Source organism: Bacillus sp. JAS24-2 (assembly GCF_008274905.1).
Classification (GTDB): domain Bacteria; phylum Bacillota; class Bacilli; order Bacillales; family Bacillaceae_G; genus Bacillus_A; species Bacillus_A cereus.
The window spans coordinates 2,158,258-2,178,058 of record NZ_CP031068.1 but is presented as its reverse complement, the minus strand read 5'-3'; the positions used below and the strand labels follow the sequence as shown (position 1 = coordinate 2,178,058).

The following is a 19,801-nucleotide window of genomic DNA, read 5'->3' as shown; positions in this document are numbered from 1 at the left end:
GCAAATTAATATTTAACATTATTAAATGATAAGTATTAATGACTTTCTGGTCAATAAATGTGCTTTATATTATGTAAATACAAAAACCGCATTCTTAATGAAAAGAATACGGTTTTTTCATCTATATTTCTTCAATTGTAAAATTTAAAAACTCAGTCTCAAATCCCTTATTTTTAGAAGGACTACACGTGTAAAAACCTATTTTAATAGGCTCATTCCCTATATCCTCCATTAAATGAGCGATTCTTATTCGTTCCCATTGATGGCTCTTTTTCACATATATTGTATAATCACCGCGTTTTCGAATAATTCGAAAACGAAGTTGTTGCTTAGCTGCTTCAGTTGGATAATCTTGCGTTGACCAGTCAGAATATCCATTATTCGTTACGACAGCTCCTAAATGAGAAGGGCCATCTGGAATATACTCTAATGAAGTTTTCAACCAACACTTTTCCGAAATCATAACAAAAAGACCTGCTTGATCGTATTTTGAATTTGGATTCATACACAATTGTACTTCAGCTTGAAAGTCTGTCATCATTTCATTATAAAATACATGACCATTCATGACTTCAAAACCATAATGTGTTTTAAGCCAAAAATCTGTTTCTGCTTTCGAACGGACAATAAACGCCTGCTTGTCATTAATTTTATAATATTCAGGGACATTCATTATAGTGAGCTGCTCAACATGTTTAGGTATATATGATATATTCATAGTTCCTCCATAATAAAACCTTTATACAAATATTTAAAACTCCGCTAATACTGGGAATTTATAACCTTTAAAATCTAACTCTTTATCACTTCGAACCATTAAATACTTGCTAGACTGTAATTCTGTAAACTGTACATCCTCAACCCCTAATTGATCCGGTGAAAAATAAAATTCGATTTCCGTAAACCTTTCATTGATTTCTCCACATAATTCATCTAAAACCGGAAGTACTGGCGCAAATACTCCAAATAATTTCAACTTTTCATTGTCTACTTCATAAACGATTAGAGCATCTAGTTTCTCTGAATAATACAATTTCTCATTCCATTCCGAATCATACATATTCAAATAAAATGAAGGATGGAAGTTTAAAGTTGAAAAACTATTTGAAAGTCTTTGGCTACTATCAATAGTTTCATGTATTAATTGTCTATTCTCTATATTATAGAAATCTAACTTTTTAAGTAGTGAATGGTTATTATTAATATTTTTATCATATGGTATAGTCATCAAATATTCCTGCACAACTTTAAATCCAAATGCTGTATATAGTTCAGGTTTTTCCGTAAACAATAATGCACATTCACATTTCTTATCAATTTCTTCTATCATTTTACTCATTAATTGTGTCATTAGCCCTTGTCTACGGAAATTAGGGTGTGTCATTACTGATTGAATACCCGCCGCATTTATTTTTTCACCATTAATTAATAATGGGAGTGAAAATGCCGCAACATTTGCAATCACTTTATCTTCTTGTAAAAATGATAAAGCTTTATATGTATCATCCCAATATCCTTTATCCGAAAAATCATTCAATGTTTGAGTTGTAATTCCAAACACTTCTTCAAATAAAGGAAATAACTGCTCTCTTTTCGGTTCTTCTATTAGAAGACTTGCCAATTTTTCAACATTCCCCATGTTGTACCTCCAAATGTTAAATTCCATTAAATTAGATATACTTATATGACCTACTCTTAAAAATAGAGGTCTTACCAATCAATATACTATCATAAAACATAGAAAAAAAGTCTAATTAATTTTATGTTTCGACTATTTGAAAATAAGTCGAATAAAAAAATATTAAGATTTTCGGATATTAATTAGTTTATTTTATAAAAATAGCGCTTTCTAATTAGCTTTTACTAATAGAAATACACTATTTATAATAAAATATTTTTATTCTTTTATCCCTTCAAGTCTTTCCTTCGTATTAATTTCTTCTCCACTTATACGCTTTTCAAAAGACTTTCTCCAACTATTTGAAAGTGCATTTACTTCTAATATCCTTTTTACCCCTTCAATATTTTGTTTTTCCTTATGCATAATACGGTTAGCGAATGCTACTGAAACACCTTTTGGATCAGACTGTAGTCTTTTTAAGGTGTCGACTGATGATACCCATCCTTCTTTTAATACACGAAAATAAAATCCTGTATATCCTGTTTCTTGAAAATATAGTGGTAACTTTGGAATATTATATTTTTTTGCTAATTTAAAACAAGGTTGCCTTGGTTGTGTTACCTGTACGATTGCCTGTCCTAGCTCAAATGTATCACCAATACAAACATCCTCTTCGCTCATACCACTAACTGTTATATTTTCTCCGAAAGCCCCATATACAAGATCTTGATTCAATTCTTTTTCCCAGTATGGATAGTGATCACCAGTATAAACACAAACTGCTTTATCTACTCCTCCATGATGAACTAAGTCAGCTTGTCCATCCCCATTAAATTTTACAAAGGATAAATATACCGGTTCCTTTACTTGTTTCTTATTTATGCCTGTATGAACTACCTTTCCACCGTATGTAACCTCTTTTGGTAATCCTATATTTAAAGATAATAATTGATATTCATTAGCCATTCTATTTCCTCCTTTAAAGGTGTTACATGTATTTTCTCTCAATTAATTTTTACAACCCTCTCTGCTATATAAAGATGATTATAAAACCTTTAAAATCATTGTTCAATTCAATTATTTATATAATAATGATAGGTATAACCTATTATTATACTTGAGGTGATTCCAATCGAATTACGACAACTTGAATACTTTTTAGCTGTTTCAAAAGAATTACATTTCACAAAAGCAGCTGAGAAATTAAATATTTCACAGCCTTCTCTAAGTCAACAAATACGTGCATTAGAGCATGAAGTAGGAATGCCACTTTTCGATCGAATTGGTAAAAAAATATCTTTAACTGAAGCAGGGAAGATTTTATTATCACATAGTAAAACCATTTTTCATGAAGTCGAACAAGCTCGTTCAGCTATTCAAGATCTAAACGGATTACAGCAAGGTTCCTTAACAATAGGGGCTTTGTTAACCGTCGTAAATTATTTACTACCACCAGCTATTTTAAATTTCAATAATTTATATCCCAATATAGAGCTTTCTGTATTAGGGCTTCGCACAGGAGATATTCGTGAAAAATTATTACGAAACGAACTAGATATTGGAATTACATTTCTCCCGGTGCAAGATAAAGAGATTATCTCTATCCCTCTATACAAAAGCGATCTTACATTAGTCGTGCCCACTGGTCATCGATTAGCTGAACGTAATCATGTATCTATTGCTGAATTACAGAACTATCCTTTAATTCTTTTACCTAAAAATTTCTTTTTAACCGAACTAATTACATCTCATTGTCAAAAATTCAACTTTAAACCAAGACCAATTTTAGAAATTAGCACGATGGAATCTTTAATCCAAATGGTTTCCAAAGGAATGGGAATTACAGTGTTACCCAAACCATATATAGACTTTTTACAAAATAATAACATTCAAGCTATTAAAATAGAAAACCCTACTCCAACAATTGAAATAGGGTTAATTTATAGAAAAGATAAATATATGTGTGCTGCAACTCAAGAATTTATTGAACAACTAAAAAGCACAGTACGTTCTTTCCAAAACTAAACAAAAGAGATTATCCTATGAAACCGTTTCATAGGATAATCTCTTTTCAAAACAAAGTAAACATTATATTAAACTCTTATAGATTTTAATGTACCTTTTTAGATATTGGAATATATTTAGTAAAATATGCACCAACTAGCAATAATACAATTGAAAATAACCAAGTAAAAGCAACGCCAAAGTGAAACCAATATGCAAACATATTTAAAATTGCGAGTGAAAAGAAGCAAATAGAAGTTAACGCACTTTTCAATCCTTTTATCCCAGATTTTTTTCTCTTTTGATAAGCAATATACATCGCAATGACAAGAAAAAAGATAAGAACAAATAGTAACATAACTTTTAGCATTGGTAATCCCTCCAGTGTAAATGCACTCTCTTCATTATCATCTTATCTCATTTATCTTTTAGGCATCAATTCATTCTTATCTTCCCTCCAAAAGTCAGTATAAGTTTTATTTTTAAAGTTCACGTTCACCTCAGAAAACGGCATACTTCCTCCAACTTTCAATGAGTACCAGTCGTTTAAAAGTGGTGATCCGAAACAAATCTTCATTGTACGATCATGTAAATCGAATAATACAGAATGTAAAGTTCCAAACCATTCTTCATAGTTATGTACAGTCAGTCCATCAGGATATTCTTCTTCTACTAACTTTTTTAAAGACTCTATGCTCACTTGTTCATATCCATTTAAATGCTCATGTAAAACATGATATCTCTTTGTAGATTGTTCTAATTTTCTATTATTTAATTTCTGAATTGATGAACTAACTGCATGGTTTGTTGATACAATAAAAGCTTGGTTGTCACCATCAATCGTTGTTGTGGATTTATGACCGTCAAATATTTCAATATGTGCTGCGTTTAAAGGATCAGCTACTATTAAATTAATATTACTAGCAATTGGTATTTCTTCTATTAGTGATTTAGCTTCCTGCACATTTTTACATTTCTCCAACAACAATCGAATTACCGCAAAACACTGTAAACCATTTACCATTGGCTTTCTTAAACCTGCAATGTTTCCTACTGGTTGACCACATGCTGAAAATGTAACAGATAATCCATGTTCGTTAACCCCTTCTGTTCGACCAAAATATTGAGTAGAAAAGCCACTATGTGCATACGCACCTTCAACATGCGTCGAGCAAAAACGCATATCATCTATTACTGGTGACAAATCATAATTTCTTAATACATAAGTGTGAGTTGAATCTGTCTTTTTAGGTAATACTGCACAATGACTACAACCTGCTTTCAATAGTGTTTGATAGTAATACATCATATTTTTTGAAGGAATTTTTAACACTTCACAAAAACCTTCAATTTCTTCATTAATTCCAGAACAATATTGATTTAATATATTTCTAGATTCTGTCCAATGGTTATGCGATATTAAGTTTTCTTGCTCTATAAATTGCGGAATAAGATAAGAATGTTGTTTCACAAATTCACCTTGTTGCTTACCAATTTCATAATGACTTCCTTTGAGCGATGAAAAATACCCCTTTACTTGATACATCAAATTCCCCCTCTTATTAAACATATCCATATCGTACCAAATGAATCCCATTCATTCTTGATGTTTTTTACTACCTTAACTCCATGCCACTTTAAAACCTCCACTAATAATTATTTACTAAATAATTATTTTTTTGTTAATATCGCTATAGAAGCTTTACTTCAAAATAAAATAGTTTAATATCAAATGAGCAAAATACTATATTGAACTTACTCGTAAGCAATCATCTAATTTTTGAGATTAAGAAACTTATTTATCAAAGCAAAAGGAGGATTTATGTATGAGCAATTGCAAACCAATTGATGAATTAACTATTGAAGACCTAAAACAAAACCCCATTTGGGAATGGGCAATAGATGAAGAGGAAAACGAAGAACATGACGAAACATGGGTAAAACCAGCAGCAACTACTAATTTTACAGAGGAGCTAAACGGTTCAATCGTACTAGGCGAACTATTCTTACATAATGGTGAAAAATTCCCTATGATGTGTGAAATTGACATTGAAAATAACGAGGCAGAAAATGAGTATATTGCTATAGAAGATATTGTGAAAACGGTCGAAATGCCGTTATCGATTATTATTAACCTAACAATTCATGCAGAATCCAAAACCTTACGCTTCACTGCACATAAAGTAGATATTTATAAAAATTCAATAACGACTAATTTAAATTAAAGTTGGGCGAAATAAAGAAAACAATTATTAAATAAAGTGAAGCTTTAATCAGTGGGGGTCTTACTGCCCAGCAAATAGCGGGATAAAAACCGGAAAATGATTATCGATTCCCCGGTTTTTCAAACTAGATTAAAGTATTCCCTTTTCTACTAAAGTCTCTGCGATTTGAACTGAATTCCAAGCCGCACCTTTTAATAGGTTATCAGAAACAATCCAGAGGTGGAATCCGTTTGGCATATCAGGATCTTTACGTATTCTTCCGACAAATGTATCTATTTTCCCTTCTGCATATAATGGCATTGGATACAGCTGTTTACTAGGGTTATCCTGCAAAATAACACCTGGTGCATCCATTAATACTTCCTTAATTTCCGTAACGGTTGCTTCTTTTTCCAGTTCTATATAAACCGATTCTGAATGCCCTGATACAACTGGAACACGTACACAAGTAGCTGCCATTTTCAGGTTTTCATCTTCTAATATTTTCTTCGTTTCTTGAATCATTTTTACTTCTTCAAAAGTAAAATCATTGTCTGTAAATATATCTACTTGAGGCAGTACATTAAACGCTATTGGGTAATGTTTTTTATCTTTTTTCGCCGGTAATATATTACTTTTCACTTCTTCGCCAGCAAGCATAGACTTAGCCTGCTCTTGTAATTCATGAATCGCATGAATGCCAGAACCCGATACGGCTTGATATGTTGAAACGATAATTCTTTCTAAACCGAATGATTTTCGAATCGGCTGAAGTGCTGTTACCATCTGTAATGCTGAACAATTTGGAACTGCAATGATACCTTTATGCTGCTTTAAAGTATGCGCATTCACTTCCGGAACAACGAGCGGTACATCTTGCGCCATTCGGTACTCACTTGTGTTATCAATTACAATCGCACCACTAGAAACTGCATGAGTTACAAATTGTCTAGATACTTCTCCCCCAGCGCTAAAAAAGGCAATATCTACACCTTCAAAGCTAGTTGTTTTTGCCTCTTTTATAATTATCTCTCGTCCTTTGAATCTTACTTTCTTACCGGCGGATCGTTTTGACGAAAGCAATGTAACTTCAACTATATTAAACTTCATTTCATTCTCTAACAGTTCAATAATTTTTTGTCCTACCGCACCTGTAGCCCCAACAACAGCTACATGATAGCCCTTTTTGATCATCTTTTCTCCTCCAATATTACCTGAATGAATATTTCTACAATTTCATTTTATACAGAATTTAATCATTTGGAAAATTAAAATACATGATATAATCATTCACAAATCATGATAATAAAAGAGGGATCGCTTATGGAAATGAGACATGTTAAAACATTTTGCGCCATTGTGAAGTATGGTAATTTTTCTAAGGCTGCGCATGCGCTAGGTTATGCGCAATCTACTGTTACAGCACATATGAAAGCTTTAGAGAACGATTTACATATTCCTCTTTTCGATCGGTTAGGGAAAAAAGTGCTACTTACAAAAGCAGGTCATCAATTTCATCCTTATGCATTAGAATTACTTTCAATATATGAAAAAGCGCAAGAAATCCCCCAAAATACAGATTATTTAGAAGGTACATTAAGTATTACATCTAATGAATCATTAGCGGTATACCGATTACCACAATTATTACGTACTTACAAACAGAAAAATCCGAAAGTAAATATCGTACTTGAAACAAACACAAATGAACAAGCATTACAAAAATTACGTGAAGGAGAAACAGACGTTATCTTCATAATTGGAGAAAGTATAGAACATAATGATTTTATTACGCGTACTTTGAGTAATGAAATATTTGGATGGATTTTACCAGATCATTCCGCTGCACATACAAATCCATTCCAGTTATTACAGGACACCCAGTTCATTTTTACAGAACAAAGCTGCGGCTATAGGCCAATGGTAGATCGTTTTTTATGTCAAAGTGGAAATATTCCAGCTAAAACATTTGAAACTTCCAATGTTGAAGTCATTAAACAATCCGTTATGTGTGAGTTAGGCATTTCAATTCTTCCTTATATCGTTGTACAAGAAAGTTGCCAAAAAGGACAACTATGTTTTCAACCTATCGAAACTCCAACAGTTATTCAAAGTTATGTAATCTATCATAAATCTAGATGGATTTCCCCGGTATTACAATCGTTCCTTTCCTTACTTGAACGAGACTAAAATATTAAGACGTACATAGAAAAAGAGTAATTGCCTAATAAGCAATTACTCTCTTTCATTAATTAGTATACTATTTATTAGTCTGTCCCCCACCTGCAATTAATTTACTACCTGAATATGTACCTTTGTTCATAAACACTTGATTAATTAATTCTTTTTGCTCAGCTTCCGACATTACTCCTTTTCCTTCTCCTAAATTCCCACTTTGTAATTTCCAAATCTTATTATGATCCCCATCAACCTTTTCATATTTTCCTTGTTTCCATCGTTCTAAAATTTCTACATATGTACTTCCCTGTACAAGATCATTACTCTTTACAATATCAATTAAGCTTTCAATCCGCTCTTGTGTAATAAAAATATAGCCCCACTTTTGATCAGCTTTCGCTTTTTGATGTGCCATTTCATGTAATGCTGTCTGTATGTTCTCATCTGTCCATTTAAAATTTTTATTAAAACCACTATTCGGCAATGAATAATTTCCATTTTCTAAAAGCTTTGCATCTTCTGCTTTTACGTTACTATCAGCTAATACTTCTACTGCTGGAGCAGCTGGTGATGCCTTTTTCGCAGCTGGTTTACTATTATTTAAATAATGCAGCATACCATATGTTAAACCTACTCCAATTACCGCCATACCAGCTATAACACCTATTATTTTCAAAAATGTTTTCATCTCGCTTGTTTCCTCCCAAATATCTCCGTTCTGACTACCTAATTATTTCTTATATAAAAACTGTTACTTCATTCAAAATATCGCATCCCATCCCCTATCATATTATTTATATATACTTCCTCATATTGTATTTCTTTTTCTTTAAAATTGAAAGATTATTCTGTTAAATAATGAAAATATTCTACAAATTTTTCCTTTATATTTATAAAGAAACAAAAAAACAACGAGCGCGTTCTACAACACTCGTTGTTTTTACTTTATGCACGATTTTCTTTTAACCACTTCGTAATAGCATCTAACTTCGAAACATCAAAACGTCTTTCTTCACACACGTTCAAATTTTGTGAGTTTCTCACTATTTCTAATTCATTATTTCTTACACTTTTTGCCTCAATTAATTTACAATACCCATCTGTAACAGTATTTAAATTTTCATAATAACGCTGAAACGATTTTGATATATGTAAATGTTTTTCAAAGTTTCTCCTTCTTTTCGTTTCATCAGATACTTTCCGTTTTCTAAGTTCTTCATCGTTCGTATATAAATAAAAATATTGATCCGGAAAGCCAATTTCCCTATTTATCATCTTTTCTTTATAAAAATTTTCTATTAAAGATAATGGCTGATTAAATATATCAAAATGAAAACACCAATTATAACTAAGTGGCTGATAAATATCGCCATCGAGTATTACTAATTCATATTGCTTTGACTTCTGAACAGCTATATTCCAGCGCTCAACTTGTTTTTCAAAATACCATGTTCTATGTTCATTTTTTGGCCTTTCAAATAAAGAATTCACTTCAGGTATTATATAAGCACCATAATTCTTTTCTAATTCACGGCACGTGGTACTTTTACCAACAGCGCTTGCTCCCTCAAATGCTATTATCCCCATAGTTTCTCCCTCTTTCATTAACTAAAATTTCGTTGTTTCGCTTTTCTTCCCCATAACTTTCTCCATAAAACAATTGAAGCGACAGTGAGCATGATTGTTGTAATGATACTACCTTCAATTCCGAACGTGCCTCCATGCAATGTTTCTGGTCCATTTGTTATAGACTTAAAAATTGGAGTAGAATATACAGTTGTGCCACTAACTGCAAAACCATATACATTATATTGAGCCCAGTTCCAAATTGAGTGCCATGCACATATTCCCCACAGACCGTCTTCTTTCAATACATATAAAGCTGCGAAAACACCCACTAATATTATATTCGATATAGATAATATTGTAATTCCTGGATTAAGTAGATGAAGAAATCCAAATAAAAATGAAGTTACAATTATTCCAACCCATATACGACTTCTAACAGAAAGAACCGGGAATAACCAACCTCGTACAATAATTTCTTCCGTTGCCCCTTGTATTAAAAATGCAACTAGAGATCCTACTATTCCTACTATCACTGTTGAGGTAATATGTTGTACTTGCAATTTCACACTCCCCATTAATAATAGTAGAATAACTGGCGTTGAAATAAATAAAAACCCTATTAACGCACCTTTTAAATACTTTCTCATCCATTTCTCTTTCCAAAAGCCAATGGATGAAAAAGGTCTTTTTTCTACAAAACGAACCCATATAAATAAAATAAATATAGCTCCGCCAAACGTTAACACCATTCTAACATTGTCATAAATACCTTTCATGAATATCGTTTCAGCTTTCGGTAAAAATAACATAAATAACATAAAAAGTTCGCCTAAAGTCAAAAATATAATGGCTAATATTACAGCAAAGACTGGATGGACCTTTTTTCTCCCTGCTTTTGCTGCTTCAATTATTATAAATGAATTATTTTTCACTTTCTTTTCTCCTTTTATAATATTTAACTACCAACAGTAACCAACCATATTTTACCACGAAAAATATATTATTAATATTTACTCTAAGTTTTTCTTACATGATTTTGCATAAATCCCAATTAGGAATAATATATAAATAAAAGAGGTGCCTTTGTGCCTTTACTATTATCACCCAGATTACTCAGTGGTATTACCAGCACTTGCTATTTCCCACCATTTGTTGTAAAATAGTAATTAAGGCCAATTTAACACTATATTTTCTTTGCATATTATCAAGTATCAATCGGGGACAGTTTGTACTCCTTATGGGTTTTTGATAATATGTGAAATTTTATTTTCATTCAAATAAGGCCGATCATATTGTAATTTTTCTACTTTTAGGAGGCATTACCATGACATTAACAGGTAAAGTAAAATGGTTTAACAGCGAAAAAGGTTTCGGTTTCATCGAAGTTGCAGACGGTAACGATGTATTCGTTCACTTCTCAGCTATCACTGGCGACGGCTTCAAGTCTCTTGACGAAGGTCAAGAAGTTAGCTTTGAAGTTGAAGAAGGTAACCGCGGACCTCAAGCTAAAAACGTTGTAAAGCTATAATTCAAACAATAAAAAGGTTGTTACCAGCAAGGTTAACAACCTTTTTAATATATAACTAAAATTTTTTACATAAAAGGAGTGGTTACATGTATCGCAATCGAAAGAACGATGTAGCAGAAGTACCACCAGAACAAACCCCTGTTTGGGAATGTGAATCAGAGGATTGTTTAGGATGGATGAGAAAGAACTTTTCATTTGAAGAAGAGCCTAAATGCCCTTTATGTAAAAGTAGCATGAAAAGCGGAGAACGTTTATTACCTAAATTAGGTTAATTTATAATAAAAAAACCCTCTTTTAATTAAGAGGTTTTTTTATTATAAATTTATGTCCTCAACATCAGTTCGCACTATAGAATACAATAATGCATCGTGTTGCTTATTTCCTTGATGAATATATCCGCGCAATAGCCCTTCCTTTTGGAAGCCAATTTTAGATAACATTCTACAAGAAGTAACATTTTCAGGATATGTAATAGCTCCAATTCTAAACAAACCTAAATCTTTAAATCCATAATTAATAATTTCTCCAGCTGCTTCTGAAGCATAACCATTTCCCCAATAGCGAGGATGCAGATCATATCCAATCTCAGATCGTTTACTCCATAATTGTAAATTGTTTAGTCCAATTGTTCCTATTAAAACGTTCGTTTCTTTTAACACAATTCCCCATCGTATTGCCTTTTTCTTAAAGTAATTTTTTGAAAAAGATTCGATCATACGTGAAGCTTGTCCAAACTCCGTAAAAGAATTCATACCGTAGTAACACGTCACTTCATCCAATGAAAAGATTTCATATATTTTTTGACAATAAGATTGTTCTATTTCAACTAAACGTAAGCGTTCTGTTTCTAGTATAGGAAATGCCATAGGATCACTCCTTTCTCTCTACTCATTCATTATATCAGAAAAAATATGTATAATTAGTAAAGTCCTTATTGTTCCATAAATCAAACATTTCTAATGGCACATTCTCTCTTAATTCTATATACACGAATTAGATACCTTCTGATTGCACCTCAAACATGACGCTATAATTTCCATAAATCGAATTTTAAATTATCAAGAACTGTAAAGAAATTGTTTCTTCATTTTCTCCTTCTCAACAACCAACCTACCTCATACATTTATGGTAAAATATAGTTAATATATTATTTTATTGTGGAGGTGAAGATTTCCTATGTATATATTCATCGGCTTATCCCTCTTACTCATATTACTTATTTTTTTATTCGCAAAAAAATTCACACCAAACTCATTCATGATGACTAGCTTTAAAGGTAATAGCTTTAGGACATTTTCAATCGGTATTTTAATCGCTGCCATACTCTCACTTTCATATGGAACTTATCATGCGGTAACATATAAACCTAGTTATTTAGATATTAAATTAAAAAATCAAAACTATACTGTTTTCGGTAATGTAGGCGAATTCGGTTATTTCTCCGAAGAATTATTAAAAAAAGATACAGAAGTACAACTATATTTCGTCTCTTGGAAAACAATACAGTTAAAAAATCCGGTAATACTTATAGAATATCCTTCAGGAAAACAAGAAACATGGAAGCCAAATATCGTATCAATACCGGTAAATAAATTACAAGAAAAACATGATATAAAAGATATTTATCAACTATCACCGTATTCATTTAAAGAGTCTGGAGAAATAACATTAACATTAAAAGAAAACAATGTAAAAAACAATACAATTTCCATTCAAATAAAATAAATAAAAACTGTTCCTCCATTTTGCTGAAGGAACAGTTTTTATTTATTCTACAGTATTATTTATTTAATGTAGCCATTATTTCATTGGCTATATTCTTTCCATTTCCAATACACGCACCAATTCCGACACCATAATATGAGGCACCAGCTAAATATACATTTGGATAAAGATTCGTCATTTTTTCTTGCAATGCTTGAACCGTTTGATTATGTTCTAAATGATATTTCGGCATTAAATCTTTCCAATTTGTAACTTCGACTACTTCTGGCTCACCTTTAATTCCGAGACTCTTTTCAATATCATATAAAGCTACTCGTACTAATTCTTCTTCACTATAATTTTTGATTGTTTCATATACCGGATTGGTGCTCTTATAAAACATTCTTACTAATAATTTTTGTTTACCCGATGTATGTTTCCACTTTCGACTTGTCCATGTACAAGCATCACAATGTAAATCACTGTTTTCCGTTACAATAAACCCTGTGCCGTCAGCTGGTAGTTGTTCATCTAGTATGTCAAATCCTAAGTAAATACTTATAAGAGATGAGTTTTTAAATGTATTAAACTGCTCATTTAACTCATTAGACTGTAATAAAGTTTGTGCTATATCATGCGGAGCTGCTAAAACAACATAATCAGCTTGTATTGTTTCATGATTTACAAAAGAAATCTCATATCGATCTTCTTGTTTACTTACAGCCGTCGTTATAGCACCTTTTTTTACGACAGTTTCAGTGAGCACTTCTTCTAAGCGATTAATTATCGTAGATAATCCACCTTTAAATGATACGAATTTTTTATTTCCTGCTGATTGAAATTGTTTTTTATTCTCTTCAAAACCTTTAATAATACTTCCATACTTATTTTTATAATCCAGTAAATACGGTAATGTAGATGCCATTGTAAGCTCATTCAACTTACCAGAATATACGCCTGAAAGTACAGGAGCAATTTGTCTTTCCACTAACTCTTTCCCTAAGAAACTTTCTAAAAATAGAGCAAGTGATGTATCTTCCGTAAACTCTTTATTTTTCGTTATGAAATCTTTTAAAGCTACGATTTTCCCTTTCGTTGAGACTAGCGTACTGCTAAACAAAGACTGGGCGCTCATCGGTATCCCAAATATAGTATCAGAAGGAATCGGATGTAACATGTTTTCAGAATATATGTAAGAAATACCCGTTTCATTATATACCATTTCATCTTCTAAATTTAAATCTTTTACAAGTGGCATAACATATTCATTACGAGCAACGATTGAATCCGCTCCTGACTCCATAATGAAATCCTTTTCTTCCACACTATGGATTTTACCACCTAAATACTCTTCTTTCTCAATAAGAATTAAATTTAAATCGATATTATAATCCTTTTTTAATTTTTCTAAATAAAACATAGTAGAAAGTCCCGTTATACCTCCACCGATAACAACAACTGTTTTCATATGTGCTGCGCTCCTAACCGATACAATTAATAATTCCTTTTTATTATAACCAAAAGTCCTTATATTCGACTAGCAAGTTGCGCATTCTGTAAGAAATTAGACAATATATTTGAATATATTTTCAAATTACCTAATAAAAAAGAACTATAACATATACAAACCACGTCATAGTTCTCTTTATTTTAAAAACATAAAGTAATTGATTAATTTGTCTAGTTCTTGACTCAATGCCAATACTTTTTCATGTTGAATTCCATAATCCGATACTAAATATAAAAGTTCTTCTTTTTTTATTTCAATTACTTTTTCCAATTTCGCTAATTCCATGTCGTTTTACATCTCTCCAAAAATAAAATGTATGTATTTCAGTATAGCCTACTTACATAATTAGTAAAAGTAAAATACGCATGTAAAATCTTACATATTTGAAAAAATAATATACTACTAACAAAAAAAGAAACTAGATTAAGCTTTCTTTTACAGATTATTGACGTTCATTAAGAATGAATAATTTTTCTAATGTTATATCTTTATAATTTGGAGCTCTCTTTATATGATTAAAATAACTGGCAATTGCAGCTGCTCCAAAATGCGCATGCCAAATATCATTTGTTTCTTTTTTACATTGAGAAATAATTGAAAGGCCGCCTTTTAAAATACTTTTGTTTTCCATTTTCTTTCTCCTCTAGTTAAAATCACTATATTTTCACCCTAAAGATGGTGTCAGTACAAATAAAATGTGATTCGATTCATCACTTTTATTCAAAAATCGATGCTTCACATTTGGTGGAATACGTACAACATCGCCTTCTTCTAAAAAATATTCTTTTCCCTCCAATTCTACGTACACTTCCCCTTTCATAATAACAGCAATCTCTTCCTTATCTTCATGGGAATAATGACTTTCTGTTGTGTTTGCTTGTTTATTTAAATCCATCATTAACATTTCAATACGTGCTTTCATAAAATCAGGTGTTAATACATCATATACAATGTGATCATTGTTTTCCCGATATACTTTTTTTCGATCTTTTTTCTTAGAAATGAGCGAATCTGTATCGATATCATTAATAAAAAGTGTAAACAGCGGTACATTTAATGCTTTTGCAATTAACTCCAAAACATTTAAAGAAGGATTAGCATGTCCTCTTTCAATTTGGCTAATTAGTGATGTACTAATCCCTGCATAATCAGCAAATTCACGAATTGTCATATTATTTTTCTTACGATAACTTAATACTGTTTGTCCAAGCCTATCATGTATCATAGTAAAACTTCCTTTCGTCCATCATAATGCATATTTCATTGTCTTTGTGCTGACATACTAAACAAAGGCAAATAATCCTTTCCTATTATCTCCGGGACTTATATACTTACTTTTGTACATTATATCGCATTAAGTTTATTATAATAAACATTCTATCGGAGGGACAAACTTTGAAATCACCTATTCTTTCATATTTCATCTTATTTTTTGGTGTATTCGCCTTATCAACTTCAGCAATTTTTGTAAAATTGGCAGATGCTCCTGCGACAATCATTGCTTTTTACCGATTATTCTTTGCCACACTGATCCTGTTACCGTTATTACTATTTAATAAAAATAGTCGAAATGAGCTAAAAACTTTAACGAAAAAACAATGGACATTCGGATTCACATCTGGGCTATTTTTAGCTGCACATTATGTACTATGGTTTGAATCATTACAATATACTTCTGTAGCAAGCTCTACAGTTATCGTAACGTTACAACCTTTGTTCTCAATGATTGGTGGTTATTTTTTATTTAAGGAGAGATTTACGAAAGGAGCGGTTATTGGTTGCCTCATCGCTATTTCAGGTAGTATCATCATTGGCTGGCAAGATTTCAAAATTAGTGGAGAAGCTTTATATGGAGATATTTTAGCATTTATCGCTGCCGGTATCATTACTGCTTATTTTTTCATTAGCCAACACGTTCGTAAAGATTTGTCACTTATACCATATTCGGTAATTAGTTATGGAAGTAGTGCTGGCTTTCTTAGCATATTTGCTTTCATGCAACAAGAATCTTTCATCCATTACTCTACACAAACTTGGTTGTGCTTTATTGGATTAGCTTTCATTGCTACAATTTTAGGACAAACCATTTTTAATTGGTTATTAAAATGGATGAGTGCTACTGTAATTTCAATGAGTATTTTAGGTGAAACAATTGGCACTTGTATGCTAGCGTACTTTATATTACATGAGACTATTTCTTTACAACAAGGACTAGGAATTACCGTTATTTTTATTGGTTTAGTATTATTTTTATTACAGCCAAATTCTAATGAAAAAGCATGACAGTATACTGTCATGCTTTTAACTATTCATTATGTACAATTAAACCATTCGGTCTAAAACGACTCATCATAATTTCATTAATAAACTTTCCGTGAGCTTTCAAATTCCCTATCTTTACTCCCTCTTCTACAAATCCAAATTTTTCATATAAAGCTTTTGCTTTTGGATTCGTTTCTAACACACCTAGTTCTACTCTCTCTAACATTAACCAATTATCAGCCAGATCAAGCATCTTCATAAGAAGTGCTTTCCCAATTCCTTTATTATGATATTCACTGTCTACCCCAATGAATAAATCGCCTGAATGAGATCTTCGGCCCGGACTTTGTGTTAAACCTACAAATCCAACAACTTCTCCATCATATTCTGCAACAAATTCAAATTGATTTGGTGCTAAATTTCGAATTCTATTTTCCATAGCTTCTACACGCATGCTAGGTAAGAAAACCATATACGGTAAAACGTCATCCTGTATACATATACGATGAATTGCTCTAGCATCTTGTATTTCTACTGCTCTAACGTTGATCCCCATCTTTCTCTCCTCCATATAAATAACAATATATTTGTTTGTGTGTATTCTAGAAACGTGTATGAATGACCTTCTCACTCGTATTTCTTTATGTCATTTTTACATAATTATTTCGATATAATACTTAATTTCCAAAAAGATTAACAACTATATGGATTTGGTTAACTTTTCGCCTCGTTATATAAATTAAGCAAATTTTCAATTGGAATACCATTTAGTTTCATGCCGACTATATTACAATTTTCTATTTCAATATTTTTCAGATTACTATTACTTATAGTGCTGCCTTCCAAATCACATTTATCGAATACAATAGGTTCCTTCTCATCTCCGAGACTTGTATTTTTAAATTGCACTCCACCTAAAGTCACCAAATTAAATTTACTGCCAGAAAGATTTAAATCTGCATATGATGACCATCTAAAATTTATATTTCTAAACTTTGATTGACTTACATTACAATTACTCATATTCATATTTATTATATTGCTACCAACAAATGAACTGTTTTTTAAATTCACTTGATAATACCCTGTATTCGCTAAATTACAGTTTTCGTATTGACTATTTTTCATATCTTTATTTGTAACTACACTCTCTTTGTTTGAGCTTGTTTTTATTCTTTTCACGTAACAATACTCATCTTCCGATTCAAAAATCATTTGGTAGCCCATCTTTTTATAAAAGTGATGATTATTAATTTGTCTACTAGATGTTTCGAGATCCCAAATCTTTATGTTTGGATATTCCTTTTCTATTAATTTCATAACATGTGATCCAATTCCTTTTCCTTGATAAACAGGATCTACAAAAATACGATCAATTCGACCGTACGACTTACCAGAAATCGTAACTATTATCCCTCCAATTATTTCTTTATCCATTACAACTTTGAAAGAATCCAATTCTTCAATGGAATATTCCATCATTTCAACTGAAGAGTACCCTGGCGGTTGAATGTTATAATCAATGACATCATCTTGGCCGTATAGCCATTGTTTTGCTTCTGCATCAAATGTTCTTTTCATTATTTCTGTTAATTTCTCAGCATCTAAAATTGTAGCTTTTTCTATAGATATTCTCGTCATTTTCGTTTTCCCCTTCATTATTACAAACCAACCATTTTGTGAATGCCATAATTATCAATTCACTTTTATTTTTAATACTTTTCCCATTATTACATATGGAACATCATTTTTACTTGGATGAAATGGCTCTAAAACATTTACCCAATCTAATCTTTCATATAACGAACGTGCTTTTTCATTGTTTATTTGTGTTGTTAAAACACTCGTTCTATTTGAAAGCCCTTCTAGTAATTCATTATGTAATTTCGTTCCAAGACCTTTATTTTGATATTGTGGGTGAACTGCTAACTCTACAAATTCAAAACAATCTTGCAACCATTCGTCTACTTGCTCTAGATGTAATGCTTCTCTCATTAATTGATTATAGTACTGTCCCTCGATTGAGCGGTAACCATAAGTAAAGCCAACTACTTCATTTTCATCATTTATTGCTACTATACCTTTAAAACCTGTATATTCTATATGCCTATTCATTCGCTCGATCATTTCATTGAAATTTATTTTCTCAAATACTTTACAATACAATTTTGCCATATCCTCAATTAAGATTTCATCTTTTTCAATGCTTACGAATTTCACTTTATTCCCCCCTGTTAAACATTTACATACTTAAAATTTTAAAAACAAAGAAAATTAATACTAATCACTCTCTTTACTATTAAACTACAAATCATCCTATATTTTCCACAATTACTTAGTATTAATGAATAAAAGAAGAGACCATGTAATATCAACATGGTCTCTTCTTTTATTCATTTTCAATTTTATTCCGCTATTTGCCGGGCAGTAAGACCCCCATCTCAAAATTCAGCGAAAGCAAAGAAGTTAGGTGGGGGTCGGGCTAATAATCAGCGGGGGCTGACACCCCACTGATTAAAGTTTCACTTTATATAATTAAAAATTAGATATTACTTAAGCCAATCGTTGCAAGTGTTACTTAACTGCTGTAAATCTTCTATAAATTGACTCGCATCATATCCATCACAAACCGAATGATGTACTTGCAATGAAACTGGTAACATAACCTTATTTCCTTCGTTAAAATATTTCCCACAAGTTATAATTGGCAATAGAAAATTTTCATCATTATTAATATTAAGATTAAATCCAGTAAAACTAGTCCAAGGTATGCTAGAAATCGGAAATACATTAGGAGGAATATTTTCTTTCGTGAAAAGACCATGAACACTAGCATAGCATCTCATATCGTCTTCATAATTTTTATAGAAAGTGCGGAAATCACTTGAATAATCCGTCCATATACTTGAAAAAGACTTATCATCTTTATGAAAGATTGTATAACTCGGTATCATTTCCTCCCAATAGCCTAAAACTCCTTCATCGTTAAAACATGTTCGAAATTTTTTATGATTATTTACTACTCTAGAAATTAAATATATAAAAACGGGATAAAATTTTATTCCCTTTTGATATACTTCCTCTAATAACATCGTGATATCAACATTAACAGTCATACTAAATGTACATTTCAACTTTAAATAATGCTCAAAATACTGCTCTCTATTCCAATCTTCTCTATCAATTACATGAAACTTCATTCTAATAGCCTCCTAAAATTT

Annotated in this window: 25 protein-coding genes; 7 read left to right on the top strand and 18 right to left on the bottom strand. The window is 31.4% G+C overall.

Features of this window, described 5'->3' with window-relative positions; genetic code table 11:
- Positions 1–121: 121 nt before the first annotated feature.
- The 3 genes from DN407_RS11380 to DN407_RS11370 form a co-directional block, all read right to left on the bottom strand.
- Positions 122–718 carry a DUF1349 domain-containing protein gene (locus tag DN407_RS11380; RefSeq protein WP_149216258.1) on the bottom strand — a complete coding sequence of 199 codons (597 nt, stop codon included), beginning with the start codon at positions 716–718 and terminating at the stop codon, positions 122–124.
- A gap of 33 nt (positions 719–751) precedes the next feature.
- Complete coding sequence (locus tag DN407_RS11375) at positions 752–1,639, bottom strand: GNAT family N-acetyltransferase (protein ID WP_000528676.1); 888 nt, start codon at positions 1,637–1,639, stop codon at positions 752–754.
- A gap of 258 nt (positions 1,640–1,897) precedes the next feature.
- A complete protein-coding gene (locus tag DN407_RS11370) occupies positions 1,898–2,587 on the bottom strand; it encodes an MOSC domain-containing protein (RefSeq protein WP_001263003.1) in 690 nt (229 codons plus the stop codon).
- A 156-nt stretch (positions 2,588–2,743) separates the two neighbouring features.
- On the opposite strand from DN407_RS11370, the gene DN407_RS11365 reads away from it, so the two are divergent.
- Positions 2,744–3,646 (top strand): LysR family transcriptional regulator, encoded by a 903-nt coding sequence (locus DN407_RS11365; protein WP_097797608.1) that lies wholly within the window; start codon positions 2,744–2,746, stop codon positions 3,644–3,646.
- A gap of 85 nt (positions 3,647–3,731) precedes the next feature.
- Here the strand turns inward: DN407_RS11365 and DN407_RS11360 are convergent, their stop codons facing one another.
- Both DN407_RS11360 and DN407_RS11355 read right to left on the bottom strand, forming a co-directional pair.
- Positions 3,732–3,995, bottom strand: coding sequence for a hypothetical protein (locus tag DN407_RS11360; protein WP_149216257.1), 264 nt, complete (start codon positions 3,993–3,995; stop codon positions 3,732–3,734).
- Between the two features lie 51 nt (positions 3,996–4,046).
- Positions 4,047–5,171 carry a C45 family autoproteolytic acyltransferase/hydrolase gene (locus tag DN407_RS11355; RefSeq protein WP_044584451.1) on the bottom strand — a complete coding sequence of 375 codons (1,125 nt, stop codon included), beginning with the start codon at positions 5,169–5,171 and terminating at the stop codon, positions 4,047–4,049.
- A 280-nt stretch (positions 5,172–5,451) separates the two neighbouring features.
- On the opposite strand from DN407_RS11355, the gene DN407_RS11350 reads away from it, so the two are divergent.
- A complete protein-coding gene (locus DN407_RS11350; RefSeq protein WP_149216256.1) occupies positions 5,452–5,850 on the top strand; it encodes a hypothetical protein in 399 nt (132 codons plus the stop codon).
- Between the two features lie 129 nt (positions 5,851–5,979).
- Here the strand turns inward: DN407_RS11350 and DN407_RS11345 are convergent, their stop codons facing one another.
- On the bottom strand, positions 5,980–7,023 hold the full coding sequence (locus DN407_RS11345; RefSeq protein WP_000591702.1) for an aspartate-semialdehyde dehydrogenase: 1,044 nt from the start codon (positions 7,021–7,023) through the stop codon (positions 5,980–5,982).
- Between the two features lie 129 nt (positions 7,024–7,152).
- On the opposite strand from DN407_RS11345, the gene DN407_RS11340 reads away from it, so the two are divergent.
- Positions 7,153–8,019: a LysR family transcriptional regulator gene (locus DN407_RS11340; RefSeq protein WP_000425894.1), complete on the top strand. Its 867-nt coding sequence runs from the start codon at positions 7,153–7,155 to the stop codon at positions 8,017–8,019.
- A 70-nt stretch (positions 8,020–8,089) separates the two neighbouring features.
- On the opposite strand, the gene DN407_RS11335 is transcribed toward DN407_RS11340, so the two are convergent.
- The 3 genes from DN407_RS11335 to DN407_RS11325 form a co-directional block, all read right to left on the bottom strand.
- A complete protein-coding gene (locus DN407_RS11335) occupies positions 8,090–8,695 on the bottom strand; it encodes a PRK06770 family protein (RefSeq protein WP_000846982.1) in 606 nt (201 codons plus the stop codon).
- Between the two features lie 257 nt (positions 8,696–8,952).
- Positions 8,953–9,612, bottom strand: a complete 660-nt coding sequence (locus tag DN407_RS11330; protein WP_002005064.1) for a nucleoside/nucleotide kinase family protein — start codon at positions 9,610–9,612, stop codon at positions 8,953–8,955.
- Positions 9,612–10,508 (bottom strand): CPBP family intramembrane glutamic endopeptidase, encoded by an 897-nt coding sequence (locus DN407_RS11325; protein WP_000794817.1) that lies wholly within the window; start codon positions 10,506–10,508, stop codon positions 9,612–9,614. The genes DN407_RS11330 and DN407_RS11325 overlap by 1 nt, the downstream gene beginning before the upstream one ends.
- A 392-nt stretch (positions 10,509–10,900) precedes the next feature.
- On the opposite strand from DN407_RS11325, the gene cspD reads away from it, so the two are divergent.
- Both cspD and DN407_RS11315 read left to right on the top strand, forming a co-directional pair.
- Entirely contained in the window at positions 10,901–11,104 is a 204-nt protein-coding gene (gene cspD / locus DN407_RS11320) for a cold-shock protein CspD (protein WP_000176366.1), read from the top strand.
- Positions 11,105–11,190: 86 nt separating this feature from the next.
- The gene (locus DN407_RS11315) at positions 11,191–11,376 is read left to right on the top strand and encodes a cold-shock protein (RefSeq protein WP_000286203.1); all 186 of its coding nucleotides are present in this window, start codon (positions 11,191–11,193) and stop codon (positions 11,374–11,376) included.
- A 42-nt stretch (positions 11,377–11,418) separates the two neighbouring features.
- On the opposite strand, the gene DN407_RS11310 is transcribed toward DN407_RS11315, so the two are convergent.
- The gene (locus DN407_RS11310) at positions 11,419–11,970 is read right to left on the bottom strand and encodes a GNAT family N-acetyltransferase (protein WP_074595818.1); all 552 of its coding nucleotides are present in this window, start codon (positions 11,968–11,970) and stop codon (positions 11,419–11,421) included.
- Between the two features lie 310 nt (positions 11,971–12,280).
- Between DN407_RS11310 and DN407_RS11305 the strand changes: the two genes are divergently transcribed.
- Positions 12,281–12,829, top strand: coding sequence for a hypothetical protein (locus tag DN407_RS11305; protein ID WP_149216255.1), 549 nt, complete (start codon positions 12,281–12,283; stop codon positions 12,827–12,829).
- Positions 12,830–12,884: 55 nt separating this feature from the next.
- On the opposite strand, the gene DN407_RS11300 is transcribed toward DN407_RS11305, so the two are convergent.
- The 4 genes from DN407_RS11300 to DN407_RS11285 form a co-directional block, all read right to left on the bottom strand.
- Positions 12,885–14,276, bottom strand: coding sequence for a protoporphyrinogen oxidase (locus DN407_RS11300; protein ID WP_149216254.1), 1,392 nt, complete (start codon positions 14,274–14,276; stop codon positions 12,885–12,887).
- Positions 14,277–14,453: 177 nt separating this feature from the next.
- Positions 14,454–14,603 (bottom strand): aspartyl-phosphate phosphatase Spo0E family protein, encoded by a 150-nt coding sequence (locus DN407_RS11295; RefSeq protein ID WP_000417698.1) that lies wholly within the window; start codon positions 14,601–14,603, stop codon positions 14,454–14,456.
- A 157-nt stretch (positions 14,604–14,760) separates the two neighbouring features.
- The gene (locus DN407_RS11290; RefSeq protein WP_058839124.1) at positions 14,761–14,949 is read right to left on the bottom strand and encodes a hypothetical protein; all 189 of its coding nucleotides are present in this window, start codon (positions 14,947–14,949) and stop codon (positions 14,761–14,763) included.
- Between the two features lie 33 nt (positions 14,950–14,982).
- The gene (locus tag DN407_RS11285; RefSeq protein ID WP_000581029.1) at positions 14,983–15,543 is read right to left on the bottom strand and encodes a helix-turn-helix domain-containing protein; all 561 of its coding nucleotides are present in this window, start codon (positions 15,541–15,543) and stop codon (positions 14,983–14,985) included.
- A gap of 170 nt (positions 15,544–15,713) precedes the next feature.
- On the opposite strand from DN407_RS11285, the gene DN407_RS11280 reads away from it, so the two are divergent.
- Complete coding sequence (locus DN407_RS11280) at positions 15,714–16,601, top strand: DMT family transporter (protein WP_000841812.1); 888 nt, start codon at positions 15,714–15,716, stop codon at positions 16,599–16,601.
- Between the two features lie 22 nt (positions 16,602–16,623).
- Here DN407_RS11280 and DN407_RS11275 read toward each other — a convergent pair whose 3' ends face one another.
- The 4 genes from DN407_RS11275 to catA form a co-directional block, all read right to left on the bottom strand.
- Positions 16,624–17,136, bottom strand: a complete 513-nt coding sequence (locus DN407_RS11275) for a GNAT family N-acetyltransferase (RefSeq protein ID WP_000512617.1) — start codon at positions 17,134–17,136, stop codon at positions 16,624–16,626.
- 158 nt (positions 17,137–17,294) lie between these two features.
- Positions 17,295–18,239 carry a GNAT family N-acetyltransferase gene (locus tag DN407_RS11270; RefSeq protein ID WP_002061342.1) on the bottom strand — a complete coding sequence of 315 codons (945 nt, stop codon included), beginning with the start codon at positions 18,237–18,239 and terminating at the stop codon, positions 17,295–17,297.
- A gap of 36 nt (positions 18,240–18,275) precedes the next feature.
- Positions 18,276–18,800 carry a GNAT family N-acetyltransferase gene (locus DN407_RS11265; protein ID WP_000673961.1) on the bottom strand — a complete coding sequence of 175 codons (525 nt, stop codon included), beginning with the start codon at positions 18,798–18,800 and terminating at the stop codon, positions 18,276–18,278.
- 329 nt (positions 18,801–19,129) lie between these two features.
- Complete coding sequence (catA, locus tag DN407_RS11260; protein WP_000668532.1) at positions 19,130–19,780, bottom strand: type A chloramphenicol O-acetyltransferase; 651 nt, start codon at positions 19,778–19,780, stop codon at positions 19,130–19,132.
- Positions 19,781–19,801 lie beyond the last annotated feature (21 nt).

Bases quoted from the DNA above. Each gene is read 5' to 3' on its own strand.
- DN407_RS11375 (WP_000528676.1), bottom strand. From the start codon at position 1,639: ATGGGGAATGTTGAAAAATTGGCAAGTCTTCTAATAGAAGAACCGAAA.
- DN407_RS11345 (WP_000591702.1), bottom strand. From the start codon at position 7,023: ATGATCAAAAAGGGCTATCATGTAGCTGTTGTTGGGGCTACAGGTGCG.
- DN407_RS11340 (WP_000425894.1), top strand. From the start codon at position 7,153: ATGGAAATGAGACATGTTAAAACATTTTGCGCCATTGTGAAGTATGGT.
- DN407_RS11290 (WP_058839124.1), bottom strand. From the start codon at position 14,949: ATGGAAAACAAAAGTATTTTAAAAGGCGGCCTTTCAATTATTTCTCAA.
- DN407_RS11330 (WP_002005064.1), bottom strand. From the start codon at position 9,612: ATGAAAGAGGGAGAAACTATGGGGATAATAGCATTTGAGGGAGCAAGC.
- catA (WP_000668532.1), bottom strand. From the start codon at position 19,780: ATGAAGTTTCATGTAATTGATAGAGAAGATTGGAATAGAGAGCAGTAT.
- DN407_RS11310 (WP_074595818.1), bottom strand. From the start codon at position 11,970: ATGGCATTTCCTATACTAGAAACAGAACGCTTACGTTTAGTTGAAATA.
- DN407_RS11380 (WP_149216258.1), bottom strand. From the start codon at position 718: ATGAATATATCATATATACCTAAACATGTTGAGCAGCTCACTATAATG.
- DN407_RS11360 (WP_149216257.1), bottom strand. From the start codon at position 3,995: ATGCTAAAAGTTATGTTACTATTTGTTCTTATCTTTTTTCTTGTCATT.
- DN407_RS11370 (WP_001263003.1), bottom strand. From the start codon at position 2,587: ATGGCTAATGAATATCAATTATTATCTTTAAATATAGGATTACCAAAA.
- DN407_RS11295 (WP_000417698.1), bottom strand. From the start codon at position 14,603: ATGGAATTAGCGAAATTGGAAAAAGTAATTGAAATAAAAAAAGAAGAA.
- DN407_RS11275 (WP_000512617.1), bottom strand. From the start codon at position 17,136: ATGGGGATCAACGTTAGAGCAGTAGAAATACAAGATGCTAGAGCAATT.
- DN407_RS11315 (WP_000286203.1), top strand. From the start codon at position 11,191: ATGTATCGCAATCGAAAGAACGATGTAGCAGAAGTACCACCAGAACAA.
- DN407_RS11305 (WP_149216255.1), top strand. From the start codon at position 12,281: ATGTATATATTCATCGGCTTATCCCTCTTACTCATATTACTTATTTTT.
- DN407_RS11270 (WP_002061342.1), bottom strand. From the start codon at position 18,239: ATGAAGGGGAAAACGAAAATGACGAGAATATCTATAGAAAAAGCTACA.
- DN407_RS11300 (WP_149216254.1), bottom strand. From the start codon at position 14,276: ATGAAAACAGTTGTTGTTATCGGTGGAGGTATAACGGGACTTTCTACT.
- DN407_RS11350 (WP_149216256.1), top strand. From the start codon at position 5,452: ATGAGCAATTGCAAACCAATTGATGAATTAACTATTGAAGACCTAAAA.
- DN407_RS11335 (WP_000846982.1), bottom strand. From the start codon at position 8,695: ATGAAAACATTTTTGAAAATAATAGGTGTTATAGCTGGTATGGCGGTA.
- cspD (WP_000176366.1), top strand. From the start codon at position 10,901: ATGACATTAACAGGTAAAGTAAAATGGTTTAACAGCGAAAAAGGTTTC.
- DN407_RS11285 (WP_000581029.1), bottom strand. From the start codon at position 15,543: ATGATACATGATAGGCTTGGACAAACAGTATTAAGTTATCGTAAGAAA.
- DN407_RS11355 (WP_044584451.1), bottom strand. From the start codon at position 5,171: ATGTATCAAGTAAAGGGGTATTTTTCATCGCTCAAAGGAAGTCATTAT.